General features: G+C 52.7%; 17 protein-coding genes. 13 read left to right on the top strand and 4 right to left on the bottom strand.

Annotation, left to right across the window (positions count from 1 at the left end; all coding sequences use genetic code 11):
• Nucleotides 1–37 precede the first annotated feature (37 nt).
• The 11 genes from ACZRN6_RS16795 to ACZRN6_RS16745 all read left to right on the top strand — a co-directional run bounded on the left by ACZRN6_RS16795 (nt 38) and on the right by ACZRN6_RS16745 (nt 12126).
• Nucleotides 38–1858, top strand: a complete 1821-nt coding sequence (locus ACZRN6_RS16795; protein ID WP_284184496.1) for a PRTRC system ParB family protein — start codon at nt 38–40, stop codon at nt 1856–1858.
• A gap of 41 nt (nt 1859–1899) precedes the next feature.
• Entirely contained in the window at nt 1900–2373 is a 474-nt protein-coding gene (locus ACZRN6_RS16790; protein ID WP_169904133.1) for a PRTRC system protein E, read from the top strand.
• 9 nt (nt 2374–2382) lie between these two features.
• The gene (locus ACZRN6_RS16785; protein WP_078465885.1) at nt 2383–2595 is read left to right on the top strand and encodes a PRTRC system protein C; all 213 of its coding nucleotides are present in this window, start codon (nt 2383–2385) and stop codon (nt 2593–2595) included.
• Between the two features lie 102 nt (nt 2596–2697).
• Nucleotides 2698–4164: a hypothetical protein gene (locus ACZRN6_RS16780; RefSeq protein ID WP_169904134.1), complete on the top strand. Its 1467-nt coding sequence runs from the start codon at nt 2698–2700 to the stop codon at nt 4162–4164.
• The gene (locus ACZRN6_RS16775) at nt 4151–4849 is read left to right on the top strand and encodes a PRTRC system protein B (protein WP_116827401.1); all 699 of its coding nucleotides are present in this window, start codon (nt 4151–4153) and stop codon (nt 4847–4849) included. The genes ACZRN6_RS16780 and ACZRN6_RS16775 overlap by 14 nt, the downstream gene beginning before the upstream one ends.
• The gene (locus ACZRN6_RS16770) at nt 4846–5622 is read left to right on the top strand and encodes a PRTRC system ThiF family protein (RefSeq protein ID WP_169904135.1); all 777 of its coding nucleotides are present in this window, start codon (nt 4846–4848) and stop codon (nt 5620–5622) included. Before ACZRN6_RS16775 ends, ACZRN6_RS16770 begins: the two co-directional genes overlap by 4 nt.
• A 481-nt stretch (nt 5623–6103) precedes the next feature.
• Nucleotides 6104–7501 (top strand): hypothetical protein, encoded by a 1398-nt coding sequence (locus tag ACZRN6_RS16765; protein ID WP_116827399.1) that lies wholly within the window; start codon nt 6104–6106, stop codon nt 7499–7501.
• A gap of 3 nt (nt 7502–7504) precedes the next feature.
• Nucleotides 7505–8257, top strand: coding sequence for a hypothetical protein (locus ACZRN6_RS16760; RefSeq protein WP_169904138.1), 753 nt, complete (start codon nt 7505–7507; stop codon nt 8255–8257).
• A 3-nt stretch (nt 8258–8260) separates the two neighbouring features.
• A complete protein-coding gene (locus ACZRN6_RS16755) occupies nt 8261–9238 on the top strand; it encodes a hypothetical protein (protein ID WP_169904139.1) in 978 nt (325 codons plus the stop codon).
• Nucleotides 9239–9395: 157 nt separating this feature from the next.
• Nucleotides 9396–10505 (top strand): DNA polymerase III subunit beta, encoded by a 1110-nt coding sequence (gene dnaN, locus ACZRN6_RS16750; RefSeq protein WP_169904140.1) that lies wholly within the window; start codon nt 9396–9398, stop codon nt 10503–10505.
• 22 nt (nt 10506–10527) lie between these two features.
• On the top strand, nt 10528–12126 hold the full coding sequence (locus ACZRN6_RS16745; protein WP_284184498.1) for a sigma factor-like helix-turn-helix DNA-binding protein: 1599 nt from the start codon (nt 10528–10530) through the stop codon (nt 12124–12126).
• A 316-nt stretch (nt 12127–12442) separates the two neighbouring features.
• On the opposite strand, the gene ACZRN6_RS16740 is transcribed toward ACZRN6_RS16745, so the two are convergent.
• The gene (locus ACZRN6_RS16740) at nt 12443–12898 is read right to left on the bottom strand and encodes a hypothetical protein (RefSeq protein WP_169904142.1); all 456 of its coding nucleotides are present in this window, start codon (nt 12896–12898) and stop codon (nt 12443–12445) included.
• Between the two features lie 121 nt (nt 12899–13019).
• Between ACZRN6_RS16740 and ACZRN6_RS16735 the strand changes: the two genes are divergently transcribed.
• Entirely contained in the window at nt 13020–13568 is a 549-nt protein-coding gene (locus ACZRN6_RS16735; RefSeq protein WP_078466149.1) for a hypothetical protein, read from the top strand.
• A 463-nt stretch (nt 13569–14031) separates the two neighbouring features.
• Nucleotides 14032–15033: a hypothetical protein gene (locus ACZRN6_RS16730; RefSeq protein WP_116827395.1), complete on the top strand. Its 1002-nt coding sequence runs from the start codon at nt 14032–14034 to the stop codon at nt 15031–15033.
• Nucleotides 15034–15427: 394 nt separating this feature from the next.
• On the opposite strand, the gene ACZRN6_RS16725 is transcribed toward ACZRN6_RS16730, so the two are convergent.
• From ACZRN6_RS16725 to ACZRN6_RS16715, 3 genes are read right to left on the bottom strand one after another with little or no spacing between them, the layout of a single operon-like run.
• Nucleotides 15428–16363 carry a chemotaxis protein CheB gene (locus tag ACZRN6_RS16725; RefSeq protein ID WP_284184499.1) on the bottom strand — a complete coding sequence of 312 codons (936 nt, stop codon included), beginning with the start codon at nt 16361–16363 and terminating at the stop codon, nt 15428–15430.
• Nucleotides 16360–22200 (bottom strand): hybrid sensor histidine kinase/response regulator, encoded by a 5841-nt coding sequence (locus tag ACZRN6_RS16720; protein ID WP_169904143.1) that lies wholly within the window; start codon nt 22198–22200, stop codon nt 16360–16362. The genes ACZRN6_RS16725 and ACZRN6_RS16720 overlap by 4 nt, the downstream gene beginning before the upstream one ends.
• A complete protein-coding gene (locus ACZRN6_RS16715; protein WP_011923270.1) occupies nt 22193–22984 on the bottom strand; it encodes a CheR family methyltransferase in 792 nt (263 codons plus the stop codon). Before ACZRN6_RS16715 ends, ACZRN6_RS16720 begins: the two co-directional genes overlap by 8 nt.

Raw genomic sequence — 22984 nt, 5'->3', positions numbered from 1 at the left:
CAACAATTTGCCCATCCCAACATAACGAGATCCTCCCGTGACGAACCTTTCTCTTGCGACCACCAATGTCCCCCACACCCAAATTGATCCAGCGCTCTCTGGTCAGCGAGTGGCCTGTAATCTAATCCGACGCAATCCAAAGAATGACCCCCGTAAGGGTCGCAATAAGGCCCGCTATGCACAGATGAAAGAAAGCATCCGGGCTGAAGGTGTCATTCAACCCATCTTGTTGCGCCCTATCCTCAATGCTGACTATCCATACGAAGTCGTCTATGGGAACACCCGTTTCGATATCAGCGTCGATCTGGACATATCGGATATCCCCGCGATTATTCGTGAAATGACCGATGTTGAGGCGCGCCGCGCAGCCACCATCGAGAACATCCAGCGCGCCGATCTGACTCCCATTGAGGAGTCGTATGCAGCCGTTACTGAGCTTGCTGATCAGAACAACGATCACGAAGAGGCATGCCGTACACTCGGTTGGTCGCGCTCCAAGCTCGACGCTCGCATCCTTCTGTCCAAATGCTGCGACGATGTTGCTGAAGCCCTTGTGCAAGGGGATATCAAGCTCGGCCATGCCGAACTGCTTGCACCAATGATTCACGATGACCAGCGACTAATCTGTGCCCGTATTGTTGAGCGCAAGATGACAGTTGCCGCGACCCGCGAGCGACTGATCCAACTTTCCGGGGTTATCGCTAATGCCCCCTTCGATACAACTGCCTGCCAAGGCTGCGAACATAACAGCTCGCAATTCGGTGATCTGTTCGGCACCTCGCTTGGTGAAGCTAAGTGCCAGAATCGCACCTGCTGGGAGGAGAAAACGTCCTCGCTCATTAAGGTCAAGCTCATTGAGGCCGAGCAAGAGTACGGAATCGTCCATACCGACCTGACCCTTCCTGACAATGGCTATGTGCTTTTGGAAGACAAAGGCCCGAATGGCGTCGGCATCAATCAATTCACTGCTTGCACAGCCTGCAAGAGCTACGGCGCTGTGGTGAGCACCAAGCCGGGGAACGAAGGGCACATCATCGGTGGCCACTGTTTCAATACGTCTTGCCATAACGAGCATAAAACTGCCTACAAAGCCTTGATCGCTAGCGCCACTGCTGAACCCGCAGCGAATCAAAGCGACAACGCACAATCGCTTAGCCCGACTGGAAAAGCTCCGGCTGCTACCGGCCCAAAGTCGGCAACTAAGCCCGGTGCTAACTCCCCTGCCAAGCCGCAGGAGGTCAAAAAGGCGATCAAGCGCGAGGCATTCACTCTGTTTTCGCAAATGGGCAGTCAGGCTATTCAAGCGAATCCATCCTACTCGTTGGCGATTGCCATCGTTTCGATGTACCTCGACATGCGTTCCGATCTGCCAAGCGAACTGCTTACCCGCTTGCAGAAGGCCCTTGGCTTACCGAATGGTCTGTTCGGGCATGACCGGGCATCTACCGAGGCTGCACTGGCACAGAAACCCGCAGAGGAGCTTCAGGGATATCTGAGCCAACTGGCCGCTTGTACTGTTTTCCGCCGCGACGGCAGCGACCAATTCCAGAAATCGATTCCTGGTGCTCAATCCATTGCATTCATCAAGGCAGCGGGTATGGATCCGGTCGATCATTTTCAGATGACCGAAAGCTACCTCAAGTCCCTGACTAAAGCCGGTGTGGTCGCTGACTGTAAAGCCAGCGGTTTTGAAGCGAAGTATGACGAAGTCAAAGGGGCGAAAGAGTTCGCAAAACTTGTGATGGGCAAGAGCGATGAAATTATCAAGGCCGTCCTAGCATTTGAGGAATTCAGCTGGAAAGGCTATCTGCCAGAGACGATGAAAATCTCTGCTTACGATGGTTCTGGCACAGTCTAACCACCCCCACACTGGCTCCAACTTAACGAGGAACACAAACGATGAACACTTTTCTCCAGTCAGTAGGTGCGGTACTCACCACCGGCCTGAAAGCAACCGTCGAGCTGCATGGCTTAGGTGATGGAAAGATAAAGCTGTTGTACACCCCGGACATTGGCCCAACCCCTGAAAAATCCTCCGAGGCAGTCGTTCAGCTTCGTTCCGCAATTGCAAAGCCAATGGTAGTGAGTGGCACGCCAGAGGAAATCGAGGAAGCGTTCGCAGAGTTGATCGCATCCAAGGCGGCTGTAGTGCGTCGTGGTTTGAGCGCTCTGGATGAAATCGAGCGCCTTGCCACTAAGGCGGTTGATGAAGCCAAGTCGAAGCCTGCGGCAAAAGCTGCCTCCACTGCACCTGCTGTGGGCGAAAGCGAAGACCGTGACGATGAAGCCGACAGCGATGCAGACAGCGAAGCCTCAGGCCATCGCGCCCCCGTGGCAACTGAAGTTACTGGCAACAGTGCAACGAACTTTTAAGGGGGATTTATGGCCGTTTCAATTCTCACTCTGAGCCGTTTGTTTCGCTTTGCCGGTCGCGATCTTCCTGATCCTGATCCGAGCATGGAGCCGATGGATGTGCTCAAGCACTATGCCCGTCAATTTCCTCGCCTGAATGGCGGCAAGTTGATCGACCCTATCAACGAAGGAGATTCTCAAGTTTATGAGTTCCGTCAAGGCAACTTCGGCGACCGCGGCTAGCCCGATAGAACAACTCAGGGCATGGGCGGGCGGTGCAGCCGCCCCCACTCCCGAACCCACCATCAACGATTGCTGCCTTGAGCGCAGCCAGCAGGTCAGACTGTGGAATCTCATGCACAAACCAAGCAAACCTGGAGTCCTCTCCAGTTCCCTAGCGCCCCGCTAACCGCGCTGACCATCCCGCATGTTAGTGCAGCAGTGCAACACAGTGTTGCTGCCTTGTTCATGCGCGAGCACGGCTATTTGGTAGATCATAAAGGTCACAGCGCTTTCTGCTTGGAGGCCCTTCAGGGAGGATTGCTTCACGAATCTGACCTAAGCCCTCTCAACTGCTACCCGAATGGGTACGGCCTGCATCTGGTGACTGGCAAGGTTGTGCGTAGCATTGAGTCGCGGGTCGAGTTCACACGCGAGGCTGCGGTTCCTGATGCCGAGCGAATTGCTTACGGTCTGGCCCGTAAGGACATCGACATCACATACGCTTCCGGGATTGCGCTGTCGGTAGCTGAGGCAGGATTGCTGCACGATTCTGTTCTCGCCCCCATCCTCACTCAGGGGGCCGATTGCGGCTATGACCTTGTCAACGCAACTAAGGCAGCCCTTGACGCCTTGTGGCCTCAAGCTCAGCGCGAATGCCGAAATGTCGAAGGCGGCACGGTCTACACCGATCAGCCTTTTTACAGCCACATCCACGGTAACGACTTCTATCTAGAAGCCTGCGAGCGCAACTGCTTCTACCTCGATTGGCCAGAGTTGACCCAAGAGAATCTTGAGATGCATATCCTGCTGACCAAGACGCTCGACGCGATGAATACCTACTTGATCCCGTTTCACACGCCATTCACAGCTTTCAGTTGCTGGGGCCAGTACACGGGCGGGGTTTCTGAGAGCTACGAAGCTATCAAGGATGACGTTACGGGCAAGAGCCATGCTGAAATTGTAGAGGTTTTGAAGGCGCACGATGACCTCGACGAGCTTGGCTGGCTGGGGATGGAGATGGATGCCGACGAAATGGATGATGCATCTGTTGAGCGCGCCGCTTCACTGCTGTGGCAGATGGATGACGTCGAGCGCAATTTCAAATATCAGCTTACCTATGGCCAAGATGTTACCAACGAAAACCGTAAAGCCGAATTGGGTGAATTGCTTTCCCAGGCTCGGGAAATTAGCCGCCGGAACTCAAGGGAATCTGGTCTTGCGCAAGTTCTGTCTGACGCGCTCAGCTCTTGCATTAGCCGGGTTGACGGACACCAACCCGTTGACGCCCTAATTGCTCAGGCTTACGGCGACAGCGAGGAGCTTGGGGGATACGAGAACAGCCCAAACCGATTCTTCGATTGCATTTGGGTGCTCGCAGATGAACGCCATAAGGCGCTTCACGTTGAAGCTGTTGAGGGCTTCAACGCCGATCTAGAGGAGTGCGCTGATGTGACGGTGAAGCTCCCGCTAAACACCGGGGTGCTGGTGGCACAGGTCACAGTCCCGATAATGGAGAGAACTAGCCAATGCCTTGAACTGCTAAGGCGCATCCAGCTCTCTCTTGAGGTTCCTGCAAATGCTCAACAATGATGTCACGGCCCGCGCCCTCATTGCGTTTCACCACACCAAGACCAATCGTCTCGATTTCACTTCCCATGAGGTCATTAACTCACCAGTAGAAGGTGGGTTCACTCTCGGAGCTGGTCGGGCGTTCTCAGAAGAAGACAAGGAAACGCTGGTTGATCTTCTTTTGAATATTGACGCTGGCATCGAATTTATCGACACCCGGATTCTGATCAAGTCGCGTAGCTTGCTGGCTTGGTACAACCCGCCTCAGGTCATTGACGTTCTGTTCAGGGACGCTGTTCACAAAGCTCCGATCCCGGGCCTGATATTTATCGCTTCCCAAGGAAAGCTCCGCTGCTTCGCCTTCAAGGGTAAAGGGCGTCCTACCCCTGACACTAAACTGTTCTTGGCCCCAATGGGCAATATGTATAGCTCGGGGTCCTTCTGCTCGGGCAACTGCGATGTTCCAAAGGACAACACCATCGCGAGCATCCCCGGCTGGGAGCGATTCGTGCTGCAATGCGTGAATACGCACATGGGTATCAAGGTGCTCAAGACTCCGACGAATTACGAGGAGGTTATTGCCTTCTATAAAAAGCTGAGCGACACCAGCGCCAAAAACTTTCCGGCAGCTCAACTGCTTCCGATGCTTGCCAAGGGGGTTCAACTCACTCTGAAGGATGCAGTGGTTACAGGGGGTGAAGAATGACTGCTACCGTTCAGGCCTTGCCAGTGGCGACACGTTACAAGACCCCCAACGAATGGACTTCTAGAGCAATTCGTATCGTCGTACTTGGAGCTGGGGGCAACGGAAGCGAGGTCGTAGACTGCCTGTCGTCGTTGCACTGCGCCCTGCGCAGCCTTGGTCATTCACATGGGCTGCATGTCACCGTCATCGATGATGCAATAGTGCGCGAATCCAACCTAGTCCGGCAGCGGTTTTGGCCTTGTGATTTGGGCGCATACAAGAGTGTGGCCCTAGCCAACCGTTACAACCTGAACCTGGGACTTGATTGGGTGGGCCTACCGTACCGGTTTCCTTGTGAGGAAACTCGATTTGCGTTCGCCAAGGCCGACCTGCTGATTTCATGTGTTGATGTGAACTCGGCCCGGTTAGCAATCGGGAATAGTGAGGGTGATTTCAAGCACAACGCAATGTGGCTCGACATGGGCAACGGACATCGTCACGGTCAGGTTGTTTTTGGTGGGCTGCGGGCCAAAGACCGTAAGAAGTTTCCATGTGTACTGGATCACTACCCCGAAATTGCTGACATGGCTGACAACCATACGAAGTCGTGCTCTGCTGCTGAATCGATTGCAGCCCAAGACTGTCTAGTTAATCGAACGGTTGCCACGGCGGCGATGAACGTCGTGTGGGAGTTGATCCGTACTGGCTCTACAAATCGAAATTGGATCACCGTCAGTTTGGAAACGGGCGAGCAGCAAACCTACCCTTTCCCGCCTCAGAACAGCGATAGCTGATTCGCCTCGAAATAAATCCGCTCCATACACTGGGGCGGCAGACCGGAATGCCCTGACGCCTTAGCCCGGGCAATCATTCCTTCCCTGAGATTTGCTGCGAATGCTGCGGCACACGATGTACAAATCGTGAAATCTTGAAGCACGGGCAGATCATCAACTTCCACAGTGTAGATGACCTCACTCCCAGCTACAGACAGATCACAAAGAGTTAGCCTTGCAATCAAAGCTGGTTCAGGTCGGGCCATAGCAAGGTGAACGTGCTTGTGCATCACCAGCATCACCAAGGTGTCCCCTTGGCGAATAGCTTGTTGCAAGGTAGTCGTTGGGCCCACGGATCGATCACGTTTGGAGGTGTGATACGAGTATAACGCTGGCGCTGAATGAGTCATCTGAAAGCAAACCTTCTGAATCCTGGCTCAGTTAGCTAAAAATCCCAATATAGGGCAGTTGCCTTCCACTATTAGGCTATAGGGGAGACAAAATGCCGTTAGCAATCCATTTCTACGATGCAATCACAGCGGGTAAATCACCCGCTGAAGGTCAAATCGTGCGCTATGACTCGCTCATGTGCGAGGAGTCTCTAATGCCTCAGGTTATGGAGATGATGGTCGGTTTGCGCAGTGATGTGCATGTTGATCTGGAGGCTGCTGCTAACTCTGAACTCGGTTCAATGGATCTGCTGAGCGGCCATTCGGAATTGGAGTGTGCGAGAACAGTCCATCGTCATTTCACGCGACCAAACTGTTTGCATATCGGCTTAGGTAATACTACGCGAGTTGATCCGTTCCTAAGGTCAACTTTTTACCGCAATCTTCTTCCTTTCCCCTGCATTGGGCTACCGGGACACAGCTACTACCTGGATCTAGAAACCATGCTCCGGGCCATTAATATCTTAAGGCCGGATGAGTACCCTTGGGCGGACAGCCCTGACCCAACCAACACCCAATCCTTCCATCATTTCCTCATGTGGGATGCGAATGTAAGCGGCGAGAATCGCGCGGTGAGGTTGAGAGATCTACTGGCGGACACGCACGCCAGCTGTCCCAAGCTTGTTGGCCATGCTCTCAAGCACTCATCTCTACAGAGCATCAAATCTGCCTTGGGCTTAGAGCAGGGTGAGGTCAGCGATCTCGAAAGCGCCACACCCATGTACCTGGTACACCAAAGTCTGCAGGCACCGAAAGGCTTCATCCTTGGACTGCCAGTTGGTGTCGATATCACATACCCCGATATTTTGTATGTGGCGGATCTTGAGTCCGATCTTAGCCAACTATGCAATCCAGCAATCACTTCATACCAAAGCTTTGTCCGAAACCCTTCATCAAATCCTAATGGGCCGCTTGTGCGGATTTCCCTCAGCCGCTTTCCTTTCTGCGCACCGCTTTCGGCCATACGACCGGCCGATGCAGCTCGGCTTTCCATCGATATCGGACTGGTGAAGCGAAGGATCGCCCAGCTCAGGTCTGCGACGCTCTTACCGTCCAGGTTAAAGGAAACACCTGTACTCCAGTTGTCGTCTCAACCTTCTGACGTGTACCACCGCATGTGGGCAGGAGATTTTTCACCTAAAGACCAGGTACTGATGCAAGAGCTCCATCAAGCGCCTATGGGGGAATGGCTAAATCTAGCTGTTGGCGCGAGCGACGGTAGGTTCCATGAATTAGTCGTCCGTCTGCTGGGCAGGATAGCCCCGGAAATATTAACAAGCGGCCAAAGAAGCGAGGTTGATGCATTCACTCAATCTCGGTTCGCCAAAAATTCGCCCCCCCCACTTTGGGTAGCAGAGCTCTTGAAACAGGCACAAGATGGCAATGAAGCATCATCAGCGGCAGTCGGCCTTATGCAGCTGCACAAACGCATTACCCGCAATATCGGATAAGTCATGGAATCATCGACCTCACCCAGCTACGACCCATATGCTTTTTTACCCTTTGTTGCCTATCGCTCTCTTGATAGGTCCGAGGGAGAGTTTTGCTACTCATTGATGCACTTCGTCGAATCTGAGAAATTCCGGGGTGTCGATGAGTCCTATCGTCAGTTCCTGCTGAAGCAAGATGATCGTGATGACTTCCTGCTGGAGACAGGTGCCATTGACCAGGGTGGTGTAAGGCAGGATTGGGTTCAGGTTCGGTTTGCTCTGATAAGAGCAGGAATGTGGATGCAGTTGGTTCAGCACCAAGACCACCTGCGTGAGTCATTGCTTCAGGCAGGATGCGAAACAGGTGTTCCATTGATTGACCAGGTTGCCGCGGACATCTACGAGCGGTTGATGAAAGCTCATGAGCCAGGAAATGAGTTGCGGCGGGTTGTACTGGCGGGCGACTTAGGCGTGATCGATGCAGAGATATTCAAAACCTTTGACCATCTGTTTCAGAACCGAATGCCCGATGAAATCTACGTTTCAGATGAACCGGGGGTAGCTGAAATGGTGCACAAATATGCACTTGCCAGGTACATTCCCCTTCGAGTGTTCACTTCAGCAGATCAAGACTGTGCTGATCAGATGCTCGCTAAGGGAACCCATGTCTTCACAATCAGTGTAGAGGCTGAGTCGGATTCTTCCCTGGCAAACCGTTTGCTACAACTCGCTGCGGAGCAGGGGAAGGTCTTTCATCGCTTCCCTTGGGTCAGTTAAGTCGTGAAGGCCCAAGCGCTGATCATTGCAATGCTTTCGCTATGTGGCTGCGCTGCAGACCCTGCCTGGGTTGTAGCGCCTCCAAAAGCCATCTGTTTTGAGCACGCGGACAAAAAGTGCATCGGTGACATGATCGCTAAAAGCGTTGAGACCGAACATCCTGGTTCAGTTCGGGACTCAGCCATCCGCAGCACTACGGCATTAACTCTAGGCGCTGGTATTCCAACCCCCCAGCTTCTGATAGACCTGAAGACGCAGTCTGAAACCTTCATGTGCCTGAGGCCCGATATCGACTTTGTTAGTGCTGGGCAAGCGATCAACGCGGCTAGAGAGAAGCGCTTTGATTCAGCACTCGATGAGGCACTGAGTGTGAAGGATCCGGAAGCGCAGGTATTAGCCCTTCGCCACATTGCTGCGCTGGCATCTCGATCAAGCGATGTTAAGGCGATTGGACGGTCCCTCAACACCTTAAACTCGGTAGACCAGCCAGCGTATATGGACGCGCTTCAGCAACGCTTACTCACTCTTCTGGCAACAGGCGACATCGAGCGGGCAAATACCCTGAGAGACGTGTTGCTAGATTTTTACGCGAAGCGACCGGGCAGCACGATGGAGCTCGCTCAGATAGCGATTAGCTACGTGACTACCGGACATATCGAAGACGCAAACGTATTCCTGAAACGAGCGGCAGGCCTAGTCAAAGAACTGAACAGCAAAGACATTGGTGTGCTGTTCGGGCTGGTTATCAAAGCAGCCCAAGGTGTCTACCCTCCTCCACAGGACTTTTACGAGTTTTCTAGTGACGCCATGAGGCTTCAAGCTTACGTTCAGCTGGCGATCCTTTTTGACCGTTCAGGGCAAACTGGGTACGCCCACCGGGTAGCCAGTGACATGGCAAGGTTTGCACAGAAGTCATCATTTAGAGTCGACGGACGTGATGCTACCAACGCATTCAGCAAGGTTCTGATCGAAGCAATGTAATGTTATCCACAATTTCCGGGGACAAATGTGTGCATAACCCTCCGCAACTCATACGGTAACAACCCTCAAAGGATGTGGTTAATAATTGATCAGCACGACTGGTTCTGGCACATTCTTTTGGCAGTAATTATGGGCAATACCTCAAAGGGATTAGCCCATGAAATTCTCCATCAAGTGTTCCGATCTAGCTCACTACCTTAAAACCGTTGCACGTGTACCCCAGCGCAAAGCCACTGACGTCTACGGTCACTTTTTGATACAGGTAGATGCCTCAGGTTTGGTGCTGTCTGCTCATAACGGCCAGAAGCAAATGAGCCTAACCATCCCAGCCGATCTGTTCACCCTGCAGGGCGATGGGTTTGCTGTCTGCGTCCCGGCAGTCAAGTTCGACCAAGTGGTTTCAGCTCTGGCAAAAGATGCGATGGTTTCCATCCAGTTTGCCGAGCCTAAGCTCGTGATTTCAGCTGCGCGATCGCGCTTCACTCTCGCCACAATTCCTGCCGATCACTTTCCCGTCATGGAGTTCACTGCCGACCAGAGCAAGGGTGAGCTGAACATCGCTGGTAGTACCCTCAGTACCGCAGTTCATCAAGTGGGCTTCTGTGCTGCCCGTAATGACGTTCGGGTGATGCTCAACGGCATTCTGTTCGATTTCCAACAGGGGCTCATGACCCTCGCTGCCGCTGATGGACTTCGCCTGGGTGTCACTGAAGTACCTGTGACTGGTGAACCGATGCAAAACTTCATCCTGCCGAGCAGCTGCATTGAGGATGTTTGCCAATTCGTTGGCACCGGAAGCGTTCGGGTTTCAACCTCTGGCAGCATGGCGCGCTTCACTCGAGAGGGTGGCGTACTACACACGAAGCTAGTTGAAGGAAAATTCCCTGACTACCGCAAGCTGTTAGCAGCTGCTGAGCAAGGCGACGTCGCCCGCATTGTCCGCGACGAATTTGCTGGTGCTATGGCCCGTGTCGGGCTCTTGTCCGAAGGTGCAGTTTCCTTGGTGCGCCTCGCAGTTTCCGCCGAGTCTATCTCGATCCAGTCAGTGGGCGGTAAGGCCGAAGACCTGGCCGACGATGTTCTCCCATGCGACTACAACGCGGAGCCGCTGGAGATTGGTTTCAACGGCCAGCTGGCTGGGGAAATTGTACGTTCTCTTGGAGCCGCCGAGATCGATGTGATTTTTTCCGGAGCTGCTTCTGGCACGCTCCTAAGAGCTCGAGACTTGCCATCACACAGTTTCGTATTGATGCCGGTACGCCTATAGGGCCAGGCTCTGGAGATAAATGATGAGCAATGTTGCGATCCAGCTTTCAACACAACACCAAAGCCCGGCAGAGCCACGTATTGGTAGGGGCTTCGATCTGCCTACCCAGACCCCGGCACTTCCAAGCCTCGATGGCCCAAAGGGGCTCCTGAGCGCTCAAGATGAGCAAGCTCTGGGCTTCCGGATCCTCATGGGTCAACTGGACCTGGTACGGGCATTGGCCGTCGATACGAGCATTGTCTCTTCGATGGTCAAGGAGATCTGGGATGCCATGGGCGAGAAGGACAAGGTCGACAAAGCGGTTGCGCTGATCTACCACGACGGTGCCTGGTTACGTGTTGGTACCCTGCCTGAAGGCGACTACTCAGCCAAAGAGGCTCACAAGAATGCAAAGGCTATTGCTGATCAGAAATTTGCTTCACTTGTTCGACGCAAGCTGAACACGATCCGAACCCTGATTAGCGAATTGCGGGGCTATGCGGCCGAAGGCATGGACGGCACTCTCTTCAGCGCTGCTGTTCGCGATGAGCTGCGTTTGAAGCTCGCTGAGATCGTTCCATACGACTACATCTTGAATCGTGCGGCTGATCAATTTCGCGTCAACTGCAAGGAGTTGAGTGCTCGCACTCGTGATCTGATCAAGTTTATCTGCGACGAGGTTCGGATTCCTAAGATCAAGGTTGAAGGGATCATCTCTGGCAACTGGACATCACCTAAGCTGATTCCGGCATTGCTGATCTCTGGCGGCTATGAGCTTAAGCTTTTCCCCCCAGCTGCGATGAAGAAACTCCGTCTCGGTATCACCAGCCGTCAGCAAGCAATCCTTGACGCTGCGTCCACCGGCGAAGCGCCAGCCATTGAGATTCTTTCCGCGTGGTCCGTTTTCAACCGCGTTGATCGTGATATTGAGAAATGCGCTGATATTTTCACCAACGCAAATGTTCGTCTGGTAGAGCAGCAAATCGGCCGCTTCCGTTTTGCGGACAAGGAAATTGCTCGGTCTGCAGCCAACATGGGATTGACTCGTGCGGTTTACAGATTTGCGCCTGAGATGGGTTTCCGCTTCTCGACGATCGCGCTCACTTGGATCAATGTATCCATCAGTCGAGATCTGGCTGACCAAGAGTCCATCCGCCTACCCGAAGGTATGCATAAACACCGTCGCATGATTTCTAATATGCTTCGTGATCAGCCAAACGTGTCTATCAATTCCCTGGCCGAGGCAACGAAGCTGGAGCAGGACGTTGTTCGTGACCTTGTCCACTTCGCCGGCGGTCAGAGATCGATCGACACAGCGTTCCAGGGCACTGACACTTCAGATGCAGATGGCCTTCATGAGCTGCTCGCTGACACCAACAACGATTTCATGTCTGAGATCGAAGACGACAGCATGCGCCAGTTTGTAGAAAGCGCTCTGGGAGACGTTCTAACCCAGCGCGAGATCTTCGTAATTGTCAATCGCTTCGGCATGGGCGACGCCCGTGAAAAAACCTTGGCAGAACTATCGGTCGAAATGAACCTCTCGAAAGAACGAGTGCGTCAGTTGGAGATCCAGGCTTTGAGTAAAATTCGCGACTCTGAATTCGCTGAGACGCTCTTTGAAATGTGGGGTGACATGTGAACGATCGCTTACCTCTTCCTGGGGCAGACGTAGAAGTCCAGGGCGTTATGGGAACTTTCGTGGGGGCCGATCTGATGAGTAACGGGCAGGTTTATTTCACTATTCGATCATCGGTCTCGAACGTGTCCTTGATGGCCATCAAGTGCATTGATTGCTTGGTAGGTATCCAGCGAATCAGTGACTGTGTCGTTACGGTCTCATCGGGGGCGTGTAAGTGGCGCAAGAGTCCGACTGGGGATCGATTCGATGAAGATTTCTCAACGATGCTTGGTCACTCTATTGAGGACTTCCAGGCATCTGAAGATGTACAAGGTTTTCAGGCCATGCTGTCACGGCGCAACATGGCTTGGGCACGGTCTCGTTGACGAGGTGACGCATCCTGGTTCTCTACGACCATGCCTGCGAACTCATCACGACCTTCAAAATCACCGTTCACCTCAAGTTTCCATGCCAGCGAAAGCATGCGTTCCGCATCCTCGCAGTCAGGCACCTCATTGAGGTTGTCGATTTTGGACTCTTCCGTTTTGACCTCCTCTACAGTAACTGTTTCAGTTTCCAGGATGATCTCTACAGGAGGTGGCGCGGGCGCAAGAACCGGCATGCCTTTGTATCTCCGTACCTCATTCACTGGATGCGACAATTCAGGAGGATGCTCATAATGCTGCGCCTCGGACGCATGGTTGCTCAGCTTCAGGTTCCAAAGGAACGCCAAGGCAATTACGAGCAACACTAAGCCTACAATCCAAATCAAATTCGATGGCACATCAATCACGACAAATTCTCCCGTTGCTAATACCCTAATAGTGGCCACCCACTACCCCATTTTATGTGGTTTTCGCTGGTGGCACAGCTCGCTGAGCGGATACTCAAGTCATTCTCTCAAGGGCATCACCATGAACACAGTACGCAGCGAACAGACCCAAAGCATCAGCCTTCCAGTAAACTTCAATGGTGTGCTTAACGTCACACTCCCCGCGCATGTCAATGCTGAGGAGTTTTGCGCGATGGCACTCGCTCAGTTCAAGCAGCTCCTCCAAGCTGAAACCGCCATGGGTGAGACGGGGGAAGCCTCCTTCTCGTTTGAGGGTGATGTTTGGAGCACTGAGGGCCAAGCCCAGGTTGGCGATTTGATGTTTGAGGTACAGCACGACCTCTCAATGAACGTATCAGGTGCGCTTGTTGCGCTTAAACCGCGAAAGGGCGAGTTCGGGGCGGACCGGTATCGCAGTCGAATCTGCGCTTACGTATCTGAGCACGATGTCTACGTTACAGGCCGCTGTCCACAGACTGACGCAGAGCGAGTGCTCGTGCTTGTCCGGATGGACGCTTCCGACCCCACTGTGCACGTTATGAACCCCTCATTTGACGAAGATATGAGCCTCGATGGTCAGGCGCCTTTGGTGAGTGTTCCATTCCGTGGCATGTCATTCGCCCTAAATTGACTCGACATTGAGTGGGAGGTCGACTCCATAATGATCAATCCCTTTACCCTCTCAAAACCTAGATTGGGTCAGCCCTGCAACGGATGTGGCTATTGCTGCACGTTTGAACCTTGCATGCTGGCCAGCACCTACTTGAACTGTACCTCTGGACCTTGCGTCGCTCTCGAACACAATGATGGGCAATCTAGCTGTGGCTTAGTCCGAAACCCCCTTGGCTATTTGTACCAGGCGGCCAATCCAGACTCCACGGTATCGGTTCTTGATCCATCTCCAGACCTGGAAGCTGGCTACCACTTATCCGTCAAGATCGCTGCTGCCTTGGGCGTAGGGCAAGGGTGCGACTCTGACGATACGGCCGATGCGTTGCATTGGCCTTCGCACATACCCGTAACCAACATTCCTTAGCCCGTTTTAGGGCACTCCAACTCCACTATTAGGTAAAGATTCCTTTTTGGAGATTGGGATGACCACTCGACGCGAATTCAACAAGCTTTCCGCGGTTACCGCTCTAGCAGCTGCGTCTGGTCTGGGCCTTGGGCTTAAGCCGGAAGATGCCGAAGCTGCAGTAACATCACTAGCGACCCTTCTTGTCATTGATCCTGTCACCCTCAGCTATATGGTTTATGGCCCTTGTTGCTGGTGGTGTGAGGATTACCTCATCGTGTCCCACTATCAGCCTGTAGCCATCTGTGAAGTGATCAAAGGCGGGGGCGATACCGCCTTGGGTCAGCCCATCAGCGGTCCGCTCAGTGCCGGCACTGATAACAACGACTACACCTCAATGCATGTGCGACTTTGGGAGATCCCTGACTGGGCCCTTGATATCGCTATGGCCTATCAAAGCTGCAAGCTTTGCGGGCCTGATATGGCTCGGACCTCGAATGTTGGGTTGACCAATATCCTTGATGTATGCGGAGCGGCATCTAATGTCCTCCAAAGTAAAGCGCTCAATGCGTTCAACCAAGCCTTGCCTAGTTGCTTTCCAAAAATGATCTATGACACTGAATTTGACCCCACTTGGAACACCGGGTGCAGAGATATCGGTGTTGCTTCCGCCCTGGGTATGGTGGCATGCACAAATCCTCTGACATCCAGCGTTTCCCTTTTTGGGTCGGAGATCTGCATAGGCACCAGGTGGGGAGCCCTTTATCCGCGACAAATGGCTGATCACGATGACAATGCGGCAATTGCCGCAGGAAAGGCTGCCTACCGAGCAATTCATGTCAGTGGCTTTTCTGTTGGTTCTTTCCCTTTCAATGCCTCTCTTTCGGTCGGAAAGCTTCAGCAGACGTCACCAGGGGTAACTGTAGGGTTTGAGGCTGGTAGCTTTCTTCTGGATACCCAGATGCGGTTGTGGCCAGTATCGCTGGAGGAGATCTATACCTTTGTGTGGTGGGTCCCAGTTGTTTGCTGCAAATCCTATGATGAGATCATGGGTTTCTGTACTCCACAAACGTGTGGCTGATGGGCTTCTGGCACGTGATTTAGCGCATAGAGTGGTCCCGACCATGAGGATCACACTATGCCAAGCGTTCAAATCAATACCTCTCCCCTCCTACGCAATTTCGCTACCCTGATGCCGAATACCTGCATACAGGTGACCACAAAAATGGGACCTCAGACGCTTCTCAGGGCTGAATTCCCACCTGCCGACTACCCCGTCGACTCAGATCAGCAGTTGCAGTTTCTCCTGGACTTGATTGCCACTTCGAATCCAGGCGCCCTGGACTTAATTCATGAAGTCGCAAGCCGCTGCGTTGAAGATCAGCGTACGGCAATCGGTGACTTGCTTCGTTCCGCTCCCAACCGGCACAACAACTAACTCTCGAAAAAAAGGCTACCCTTGGGTAGCCTTTGAATCAGAATGTTTTTTGTCCGTAAATTTGGGCAAGCTTTCGGGCCAGTCCCTCAGGGTTCGCCGAATACTGAACCGCGCCGGTATTGCGAGCAGTGTCCGGCATACTCTTAGCCCCAGATGATTCGTGATCTTGGGCCATGATCATTTTTGCTTTGCCCTTGATCGTTCTGATCCCACCAGACCCATCCATTCCCATGCCTGACAAAATGATCACCCCGAGGTGCGGGTGACAGTCGAAGACAGAACGAATCACTGCATCTATGCATGGGTTGAATGACACAGATTGAGCGCTGTATGGCTGAAGGTGGATCACACCAGCATTGATCACAATCGTGTTATCGCGCGGAACTAGGTACACGGAGTTAGGCTTGATTTTCATGCCTGACTCCGCTGATTGAACTCCCCACCCTGGAGCAACATCCTTCAAGCGTGCCAGCATCTGACTGTATCCAGCTTCTGACATGTGCTGGGCAACGAAAATTGAAATGGGCATCCTTGGAAGATCACCAAAGAACTGACGCAGCGCCTGCGGCCCACCTGAGCTCGCACCAATGATCCAAAGGTCGGGCACGTTCTTATTGTCCGCCTCATCCTTTTTTTCATCCAATTCGTTGGCTAGGTCAGGCAGAGCCAATTTGATTTCTTCGATCGTACGGTTTCGCCATGAGATACGATCACGTTGAGCCATGGCATACAGATTCTTATCGTGCACAAGACAGATGGGCTCTTCGCGGTCCAGTGCCTCCATCACCTCCTCACATTCCACGACGTTCGAGTCCGCCATGTCTATCAGCAGGATATGTGCATTGCTGATTTCCAGGTCGCCATCTTTCGCATGCGAAACGTCATACATGATCAGGTCGCCGACCAGTGGTGCAAGAAGCTCAGTGAACAACGCCTTCTGCACCTCATCCGTACTTACTACGCCAACTCTCATGCTGCGGATTCCTCCATCGATTTCTGCGCTTTGATCTGAGCTACAGCCTGTTGAAGAGACGGTGCATCACAAGGTTTGAGCAGATACTTGGTCACGCCGGCCCGCATTGCTTTTTCTTCAAGGCCCGTACGTGTAGTGATCATGATGATTGGAGTGTCGTCAAATTCCGGCTTGCGCCTGATCGCCTCAGTGAACTCGAAACCGTTCATATTCGGCATCTCAACATCAACCAGCATCAGGTCCGGCTTATCGATTAAGCCCAACTTGTGCAACGCGTTCTGACCGTCGACTGCAGTTATGACGGTGTATCCGAATCCGGTGAAGATTCGCTCAAGTTGACTGCGGTAGCTTCTTGAGTCGTCTACTACCAAAACAGTTGGCTTTTTTTCACGCTTCAGCGAACGAACGCGATTTTGTCGAACTTGATACCCTTTCGAACCTTGCTTGAGATTCAGTCGAGCCATTTCCATTACGTCCAGCACGAAGACAGGACTGCCATCTTGCATCTCTGTCTCACCCACCAATCCACGGACATTCGCGAGCATACCTTCAAGCTTTCTGATGTGGATTTCTGGCATAGAGTCGACTTCAGCCACCTCGATAGCTATCCGTTCATCACCTTGCTGGCAAAGAATGACTGTTACATCCCCTCCTTTCTGATCGGCACTGCGTGAGTCCGGCATAGCGACCAGATCTGCCAGGTGAACGACGTCGAAGCTGCGGTCGTCGTACGTGACAGTAGCAAAGCCATTAGCTGCTCTTTGCGCGGCCAGGGAGCTACGAGATACAAGTAATACTTGAACCATTGAATAGCTCTGAATCGCAAACCATTGGCTGCCAGAGCTCACTATCATTGCTTTGTTAGAGCCGATCGTGAATGGCAACTCAATCAGAAACCGAGTGCCGATACCCTTCTCACTTTCGATGTAGAGGCGACCCCCAAGCCCCTCAACAGTGGTTGCAACGATGTCCATCCCAACACCCCTGCCCGAGACATGCGTCAGCTTAGCCGCGGTCGAAAAACCGCTATGTGTGATCAGTCGCATGATCTCGGCACGGCTCAGTTGATCGCTATCGGAGATGATCTTCATCTCAATGGCTTTACGGTGTACGGCTTCAACATCAATGCCACGACCGTCGTCACTGATCTCGAGAACGATGTGTTTAGCCCGGCGGGATGCTTTGATTTTTACAGAGCCTAATTCCGGCTTACCAAGCCTCAAACGTTCTGCAGGGGGTTCGATACCGTGGTCTATGGCGTTCCGAATAATATGAGTCAAAGGGTCAGATATTGCGTCCAGCATCATCTTATCCATGATGACTTCTTCACCCGCCATCGTCGCTTCAACTTCCTTGCCAGTTGCTTTCGCGGCTGTCTTCGCAGCCCCTGTCAGCTTCTGTCTGGCGTTGAGGAATGGTACCAGGCGAGAATGGAGCAGATCTCGCTGGAGTCCGATTAGGGCGGGATCAAGCTCATAGAGAGCATTTCGCATTTGGCGGATGTACGAGAAGATCTCGTGAACCTGTTCACGGACTTCATCTACTTGTGCACCCATTGCAACATGCATCGCAGAAAGGTCATTGAACCGCTCTAAATCTGCTTCTGCAGCATCCTCAAATTTCCGGGCCTGAGGTTGATTGTTGAAGAAGCTCCTGAGGGCCGTCGTAAGCTGACCGTGTTGAAGACTGTTGGCTTCAAGTAATTCCCGGGCACCGGTTAGCCGGATGTGCGCCTCTTCGTTCAGGGCACTAAGACGGTAGCGTACTGCGACCAACTCCGAAGCCCTTTCCGCAGCAGCCTCTAACAGATGAAGTTCTACACGGATCTTTTCGGAGGTACCCCCGTTAGATTTCTTGCCATCATTAGTGGCCTGGGCCTGCTCACGCCCTAGCAGGTCGAGTACAGCGTTGGAGACGATCGGTTGTTCGACTCCAATCTCGCTGTCCATTTTAATGGTGTAGAGCCTGTCGAATGCCTCGGAAGCTTGGCGGGCGTATTCGGCTCGTACTGGATCGTCCTCAAAAGATTTCGCATGCGAAATCTTTTGGCTAGGGGCGATTTGGTTTTGGTCATCAGTCTCCCGCTGAGGTTGGGATTCCTGCACAGGATTTTGATCAGCAATTGATTCTTTCGCTACGATATCGTCGGACTGAATCAGCTGTTCAGGTGCTTGAGGAATGTTTAAGACTGTCGCCTGCTCGGCGTCATCAGTGGTGATTTCCTCATTAATTATGCCTCCCTGAACGCTATCCTCACGTACAGCTGGGCCATACTCGCCATCAGTTTCCATCTCGGCAGCAGCCGTTGAAGCTTGGCCCCTGCCACCTTTTCCGCGGCCACCTCGTTTCTTCCGAGCCGGTTTGGTTTCAGCTTGATCAACGCTGACCTCATCGAGGAACGTTACCACCGGCATTTCTTCCGCTACTTCGCCTGTGTCATGAGGCTGCTCGAGAATAGCTTGGTCTTCGGTGGCAGGCTCAAGATCGGGCTCGCTTGAGATCACGGTCTGAATCTGCGCCTCGAGTTGAGCACCGGGAATCGCTTGATCTGAATGGAGTAAAGACAGATCGATTGTGTTTGTATTTACGGATTGTTCAAGGCATTGAATGAGGGAACTCGGTATTGGGTATCCACGGCCCTTCTTAACATCCTCCGTCATCGCCGTAATAGCTTGCATCACCAGCATAACTAGCTGAGCGCACGCTGGACTTGGATTGATAAGCTTAATTGAAAGGCTTTCAAACAGACTTTCCATCGAATGCGTAATTGCTGCAATCGATTGTGCTTCCGCCATCAACGCTGCACCTTTCAGGGTGTGCATATTGCGTTTGATGGTCAGCACCAAATCTTTATCGTTCATATCCTCGAGCCAGGCTGCAACGTTGCTTTCGAGATCGGGGAACACATCCTCAGCTTCATCTAGATAGAACTGGAAATCCTCGTTGTACTCTGGAGGAATCTCCATAGACGCTTGAATAATGCCTGCTTCAACTTCCTCACCATGGGTCGGTCCTGTGTCGTTGGTCAAAAAAGATTCTGCATGCGGAATCTTTTGCTCCTCAGAATCACCTTCCGATTTGTTGTGCCTTGCGAAAACCTCCACCTTCTGCTCGGTTGGCGGCTTAGCAATCGCGGCAGGCATTTCAGTGAATACCGCTTCCTCAATATCATCTCCAATTGAGGCAGCCATCGTGACCCATGCACCTAAGCGCGAAGTCTCAGACACCCACGGGAAATCCAACATGTACTTATGCGTCTGCGCGAGTACGTCGGAAAGCACCGATATGTCGTCGGCCGTTAGCGCTTTGCCAGCCGTGAATAGAACCTCAAAGCGAGACTCTAGGACGCCGTATACCTCGTGCAATACCTCACAATTCACAGACCCTGAGATGCCGTGTATTGAATGCGCAGCTCTGCAAATGTCACGAGTCAGATGAGGTTGGCTGCCCTCGCTAAATGACAGGAGAATCCCGTGGTAGAGAACGAATTCCTCACGGTAGAGTTCGATGTGGCCGCCGTCGATGCCTTCTGGATATTCGCGGAGCTCAGTAACAGTATCGCGTTCAACCAACTCACCAACCAGCACCGAACTAGTTTCTGAGGAGTCAGGTGTCTGATTCACGTCGTGGTTGGTAATTTGGGGTTCGTCGAGTGCTTGGACGATGCCTGGATCGGACTTAGCAAGTAGGGCTTTCTCCATATCCCTAGTGAAGATAGTGACCTTACCGCGAGCAGAGTATTCGTCCATGCAACGGAAAATCATCTGGAGGGACGAAACGACTAAAGCGTCAGCTTCAGTGCGATTGAAACCCTCATCTCGTGAATGGTTATTCACCGTTTGACTGAACGTGCCCATTGCTCTTGCAAGGCGGTGGAATGAGTCGAACCCATACAGTTTCGCACCCATCGCCAAACGGTCCGCAGCTTTGTACAGCTGCTCCATTGTCTTTCTATCGCGAACATCTGGTTTGAGCAGTACGGGCTCGAAGATCTTTCTGAGCTCAAAGATTTCTGAGAGGAAGTGATTTTCGTCGCTCTCATTAACTTCGTCGGTAGCGATTGCTGCCTCAAACTTTTCCATCAATTCTGAGGGAGATACAACATCAACGTGCTCGACCTGGATGTTCAGCTCGCTAAGTGCTTCTTCAGCCCGTGTCATGAGGGTAGGAGACGGTGCCATGCCGGCCAGAATGGCCGCAAGGTAACTCTCGACGGCTACAAGTGCCCGTGCCGACATATCTACCGCAGTGGACCCTTTGATCCCCTGTTCAGTCATCTGACTCAGGAAGCCCTGGCATGACCCATTGAGAACAAGACCTGCACGAGTCAATCCCGTGAAGGACAGTGCCGCGCTGGCGCCTACCAAGCGGCTTAGGCCTGATCTCAAATCCTCGATGCCTGCGCCGCTGTCCAAGTGATCGGTGATCGAGCGTCGGGTGAGTGCCAACTCTTGGATGGATTGCTCCACAACGCTGGCGATGACGTCAGGTTTTACCCCTGGAATACGCAATGATTGAATCGATTCGTTTGAGTCCAGGCGTCGGATGTGTTCATCAAGGAACATGAAATCCGACTTCAGCTTCTCAATCACGTCAGTTGTGAAACCGTCCACGGTGGACACCTTCTCCACTCTCGCTAGCGATTGCGCCGCGACAGCAGCCATCTCGCTCTCGTTCACCATGTAGAACACGCTGGCTACCTGCCGGATGGAGGCCCTGAAGGTCGCAATCTGGGCATCAAACGTCAGCGGCGATTTGCTGATGATCGCCCGGCCAAGGGAAACCATAGAGGTTTCCAGCAGAGGTTTGAGCTCGACTACCACATCCTTTATCGAGTCAGCACTGGCGGTTTCAATACGGGCTTGAAGCTCCGCGAGCGAGGTAGCGTCCACTGACTTTCTGACGTTGAATACGGCCAACACGTCTTCGATGGACTGAGGTAGCTTCGCGGACATGCTTAAGACAGAAAGCAGGGATTTGAATCTTGTGACACCTAGCGTCGCTTTAGCACCATCCTCTCCGTCAGACTCGGCTTTCTGAATGGCAACAGATAGCATACGAATTTTTGAAAGGGTATCGCCAGCCGCTCGGATAGCACCACAAGCAAGTGCTTCAGTCAGGCACTCCCCGACCCACCAAAAGCAACCGACTTCCAAATCGCTTGTTACGACCTGAAGTTCTCGAAGAATGTCGCGCAGTTCGATAACCGCAGCTTTATTCTGGTTGGTCATGTACGCGCTGAATGCGGTTTGAAATCGCTTGGGCGAACGACCAAAGACATCCTGACGTTCATCGTCAGAAACATCGCGGTTTCGATGCGGTGGCTCGACGTAAGCGAACTCCACATCGGGTGGAAGAAGGTTGTCCTCTTCCAGTAGTGGAACCCCACGGAGCTCCCTCAATTCGTTGATCTGTTTAGCAAGGATGCCAGCGCTATCTGGCGCGCCGTCCACAACCATACCCAGAAACTTCGGTATGGTCAGCAGACTACCCATTATTGAGACGAGCGCCTGCTCAATCTTCTCTTGAGCTAGTCGATGATCTGCAATGTTTGTAACGATGATCTTCACTTCGAGTGCTAAGGCACTGCCGCCGATGCACTCAGCAACATCGAGCGCGGCATGGATATGCTTGACCTCGATCTCGACATTTTTGAATGCAGCATCGCGATCCTTCTTTTGGTTTTCAAACCAAACAGGCTCGGCATCGGGTGGAGGACTCGCTAAAGCTTTTGACTTTTTATTAAAGACTTCAAGCTGCAACTTGGTCGTGTCGACGCTCTTCTGTATAGGAGCCCGAAGCCAGGTCAGTTGGGCGATACGCAGTTTGTTAGACATCGACAGACCTTTGGAATACGTTGGGATTACTGTTTGGAATACGGGTCATGAATGGGTGAGACCAATTGAGGGTCTCCCCGGGGCCGGTGATGAGGTGGCCACCTGGGACAAGCATTGCTGAAAGTCTGTCCAGGATTTCGTATCTAGTATCTGTGCGGTAGTAGATGAGCATGTTCTGTGTGATTACGATGTTCGGATTCGCCAGTTGCACGGGTCTGTCTTGCAGAATGTTGTGCTCCTCAAACGTCACCATTTCACGGACGAACCTGTGAAATCGCATCTTGTTACCGCGGGTAGGGGCTGCGGCCAGTAAGCCAACACCTTCATGCCTTGGGTACAGCCCCTCACGCGCAGTGTTTATGCACACAGATGAAACATCGGTACCGTGAACCCTGAAAGTCGGGTGACCAGCATCTAGTAGCGCGGAAGCAATGCTGAAAGGCTCTTCTCCGGACGAACATCCGACAGAGAGAATCCGCGGCGAGGTAATGCCTTCGCATAACTTGACGATTCGTTCAGTGGCTGGCAGCGATCGAAAGAACCGAGTTTCATGGTTCGTAGCCAGATGTAGAAGCATTGACCATGTCTCAGCGTCCACACGGCCCGACTTACGCCGTTCATCCAGGCTTTCCAGGTCCATACCAATACTTTCTACAAAACGCGTCAGAGCGCTCTTGAACGCGCCCTGACGGTTAGCATCAATCTGTATTGAGAACCTAGCCTCGATAGTCACTAACCATCGGTCAAATATGTCCAGCTCAGCCGGTGCATCGAGGCTATTCAT

This window comes from Pseudomonas sp. A125, from assembly GCF_055409485.1.
This window is presented reverse-complemented; position numbering and strand designations above follow the sequence as displayed.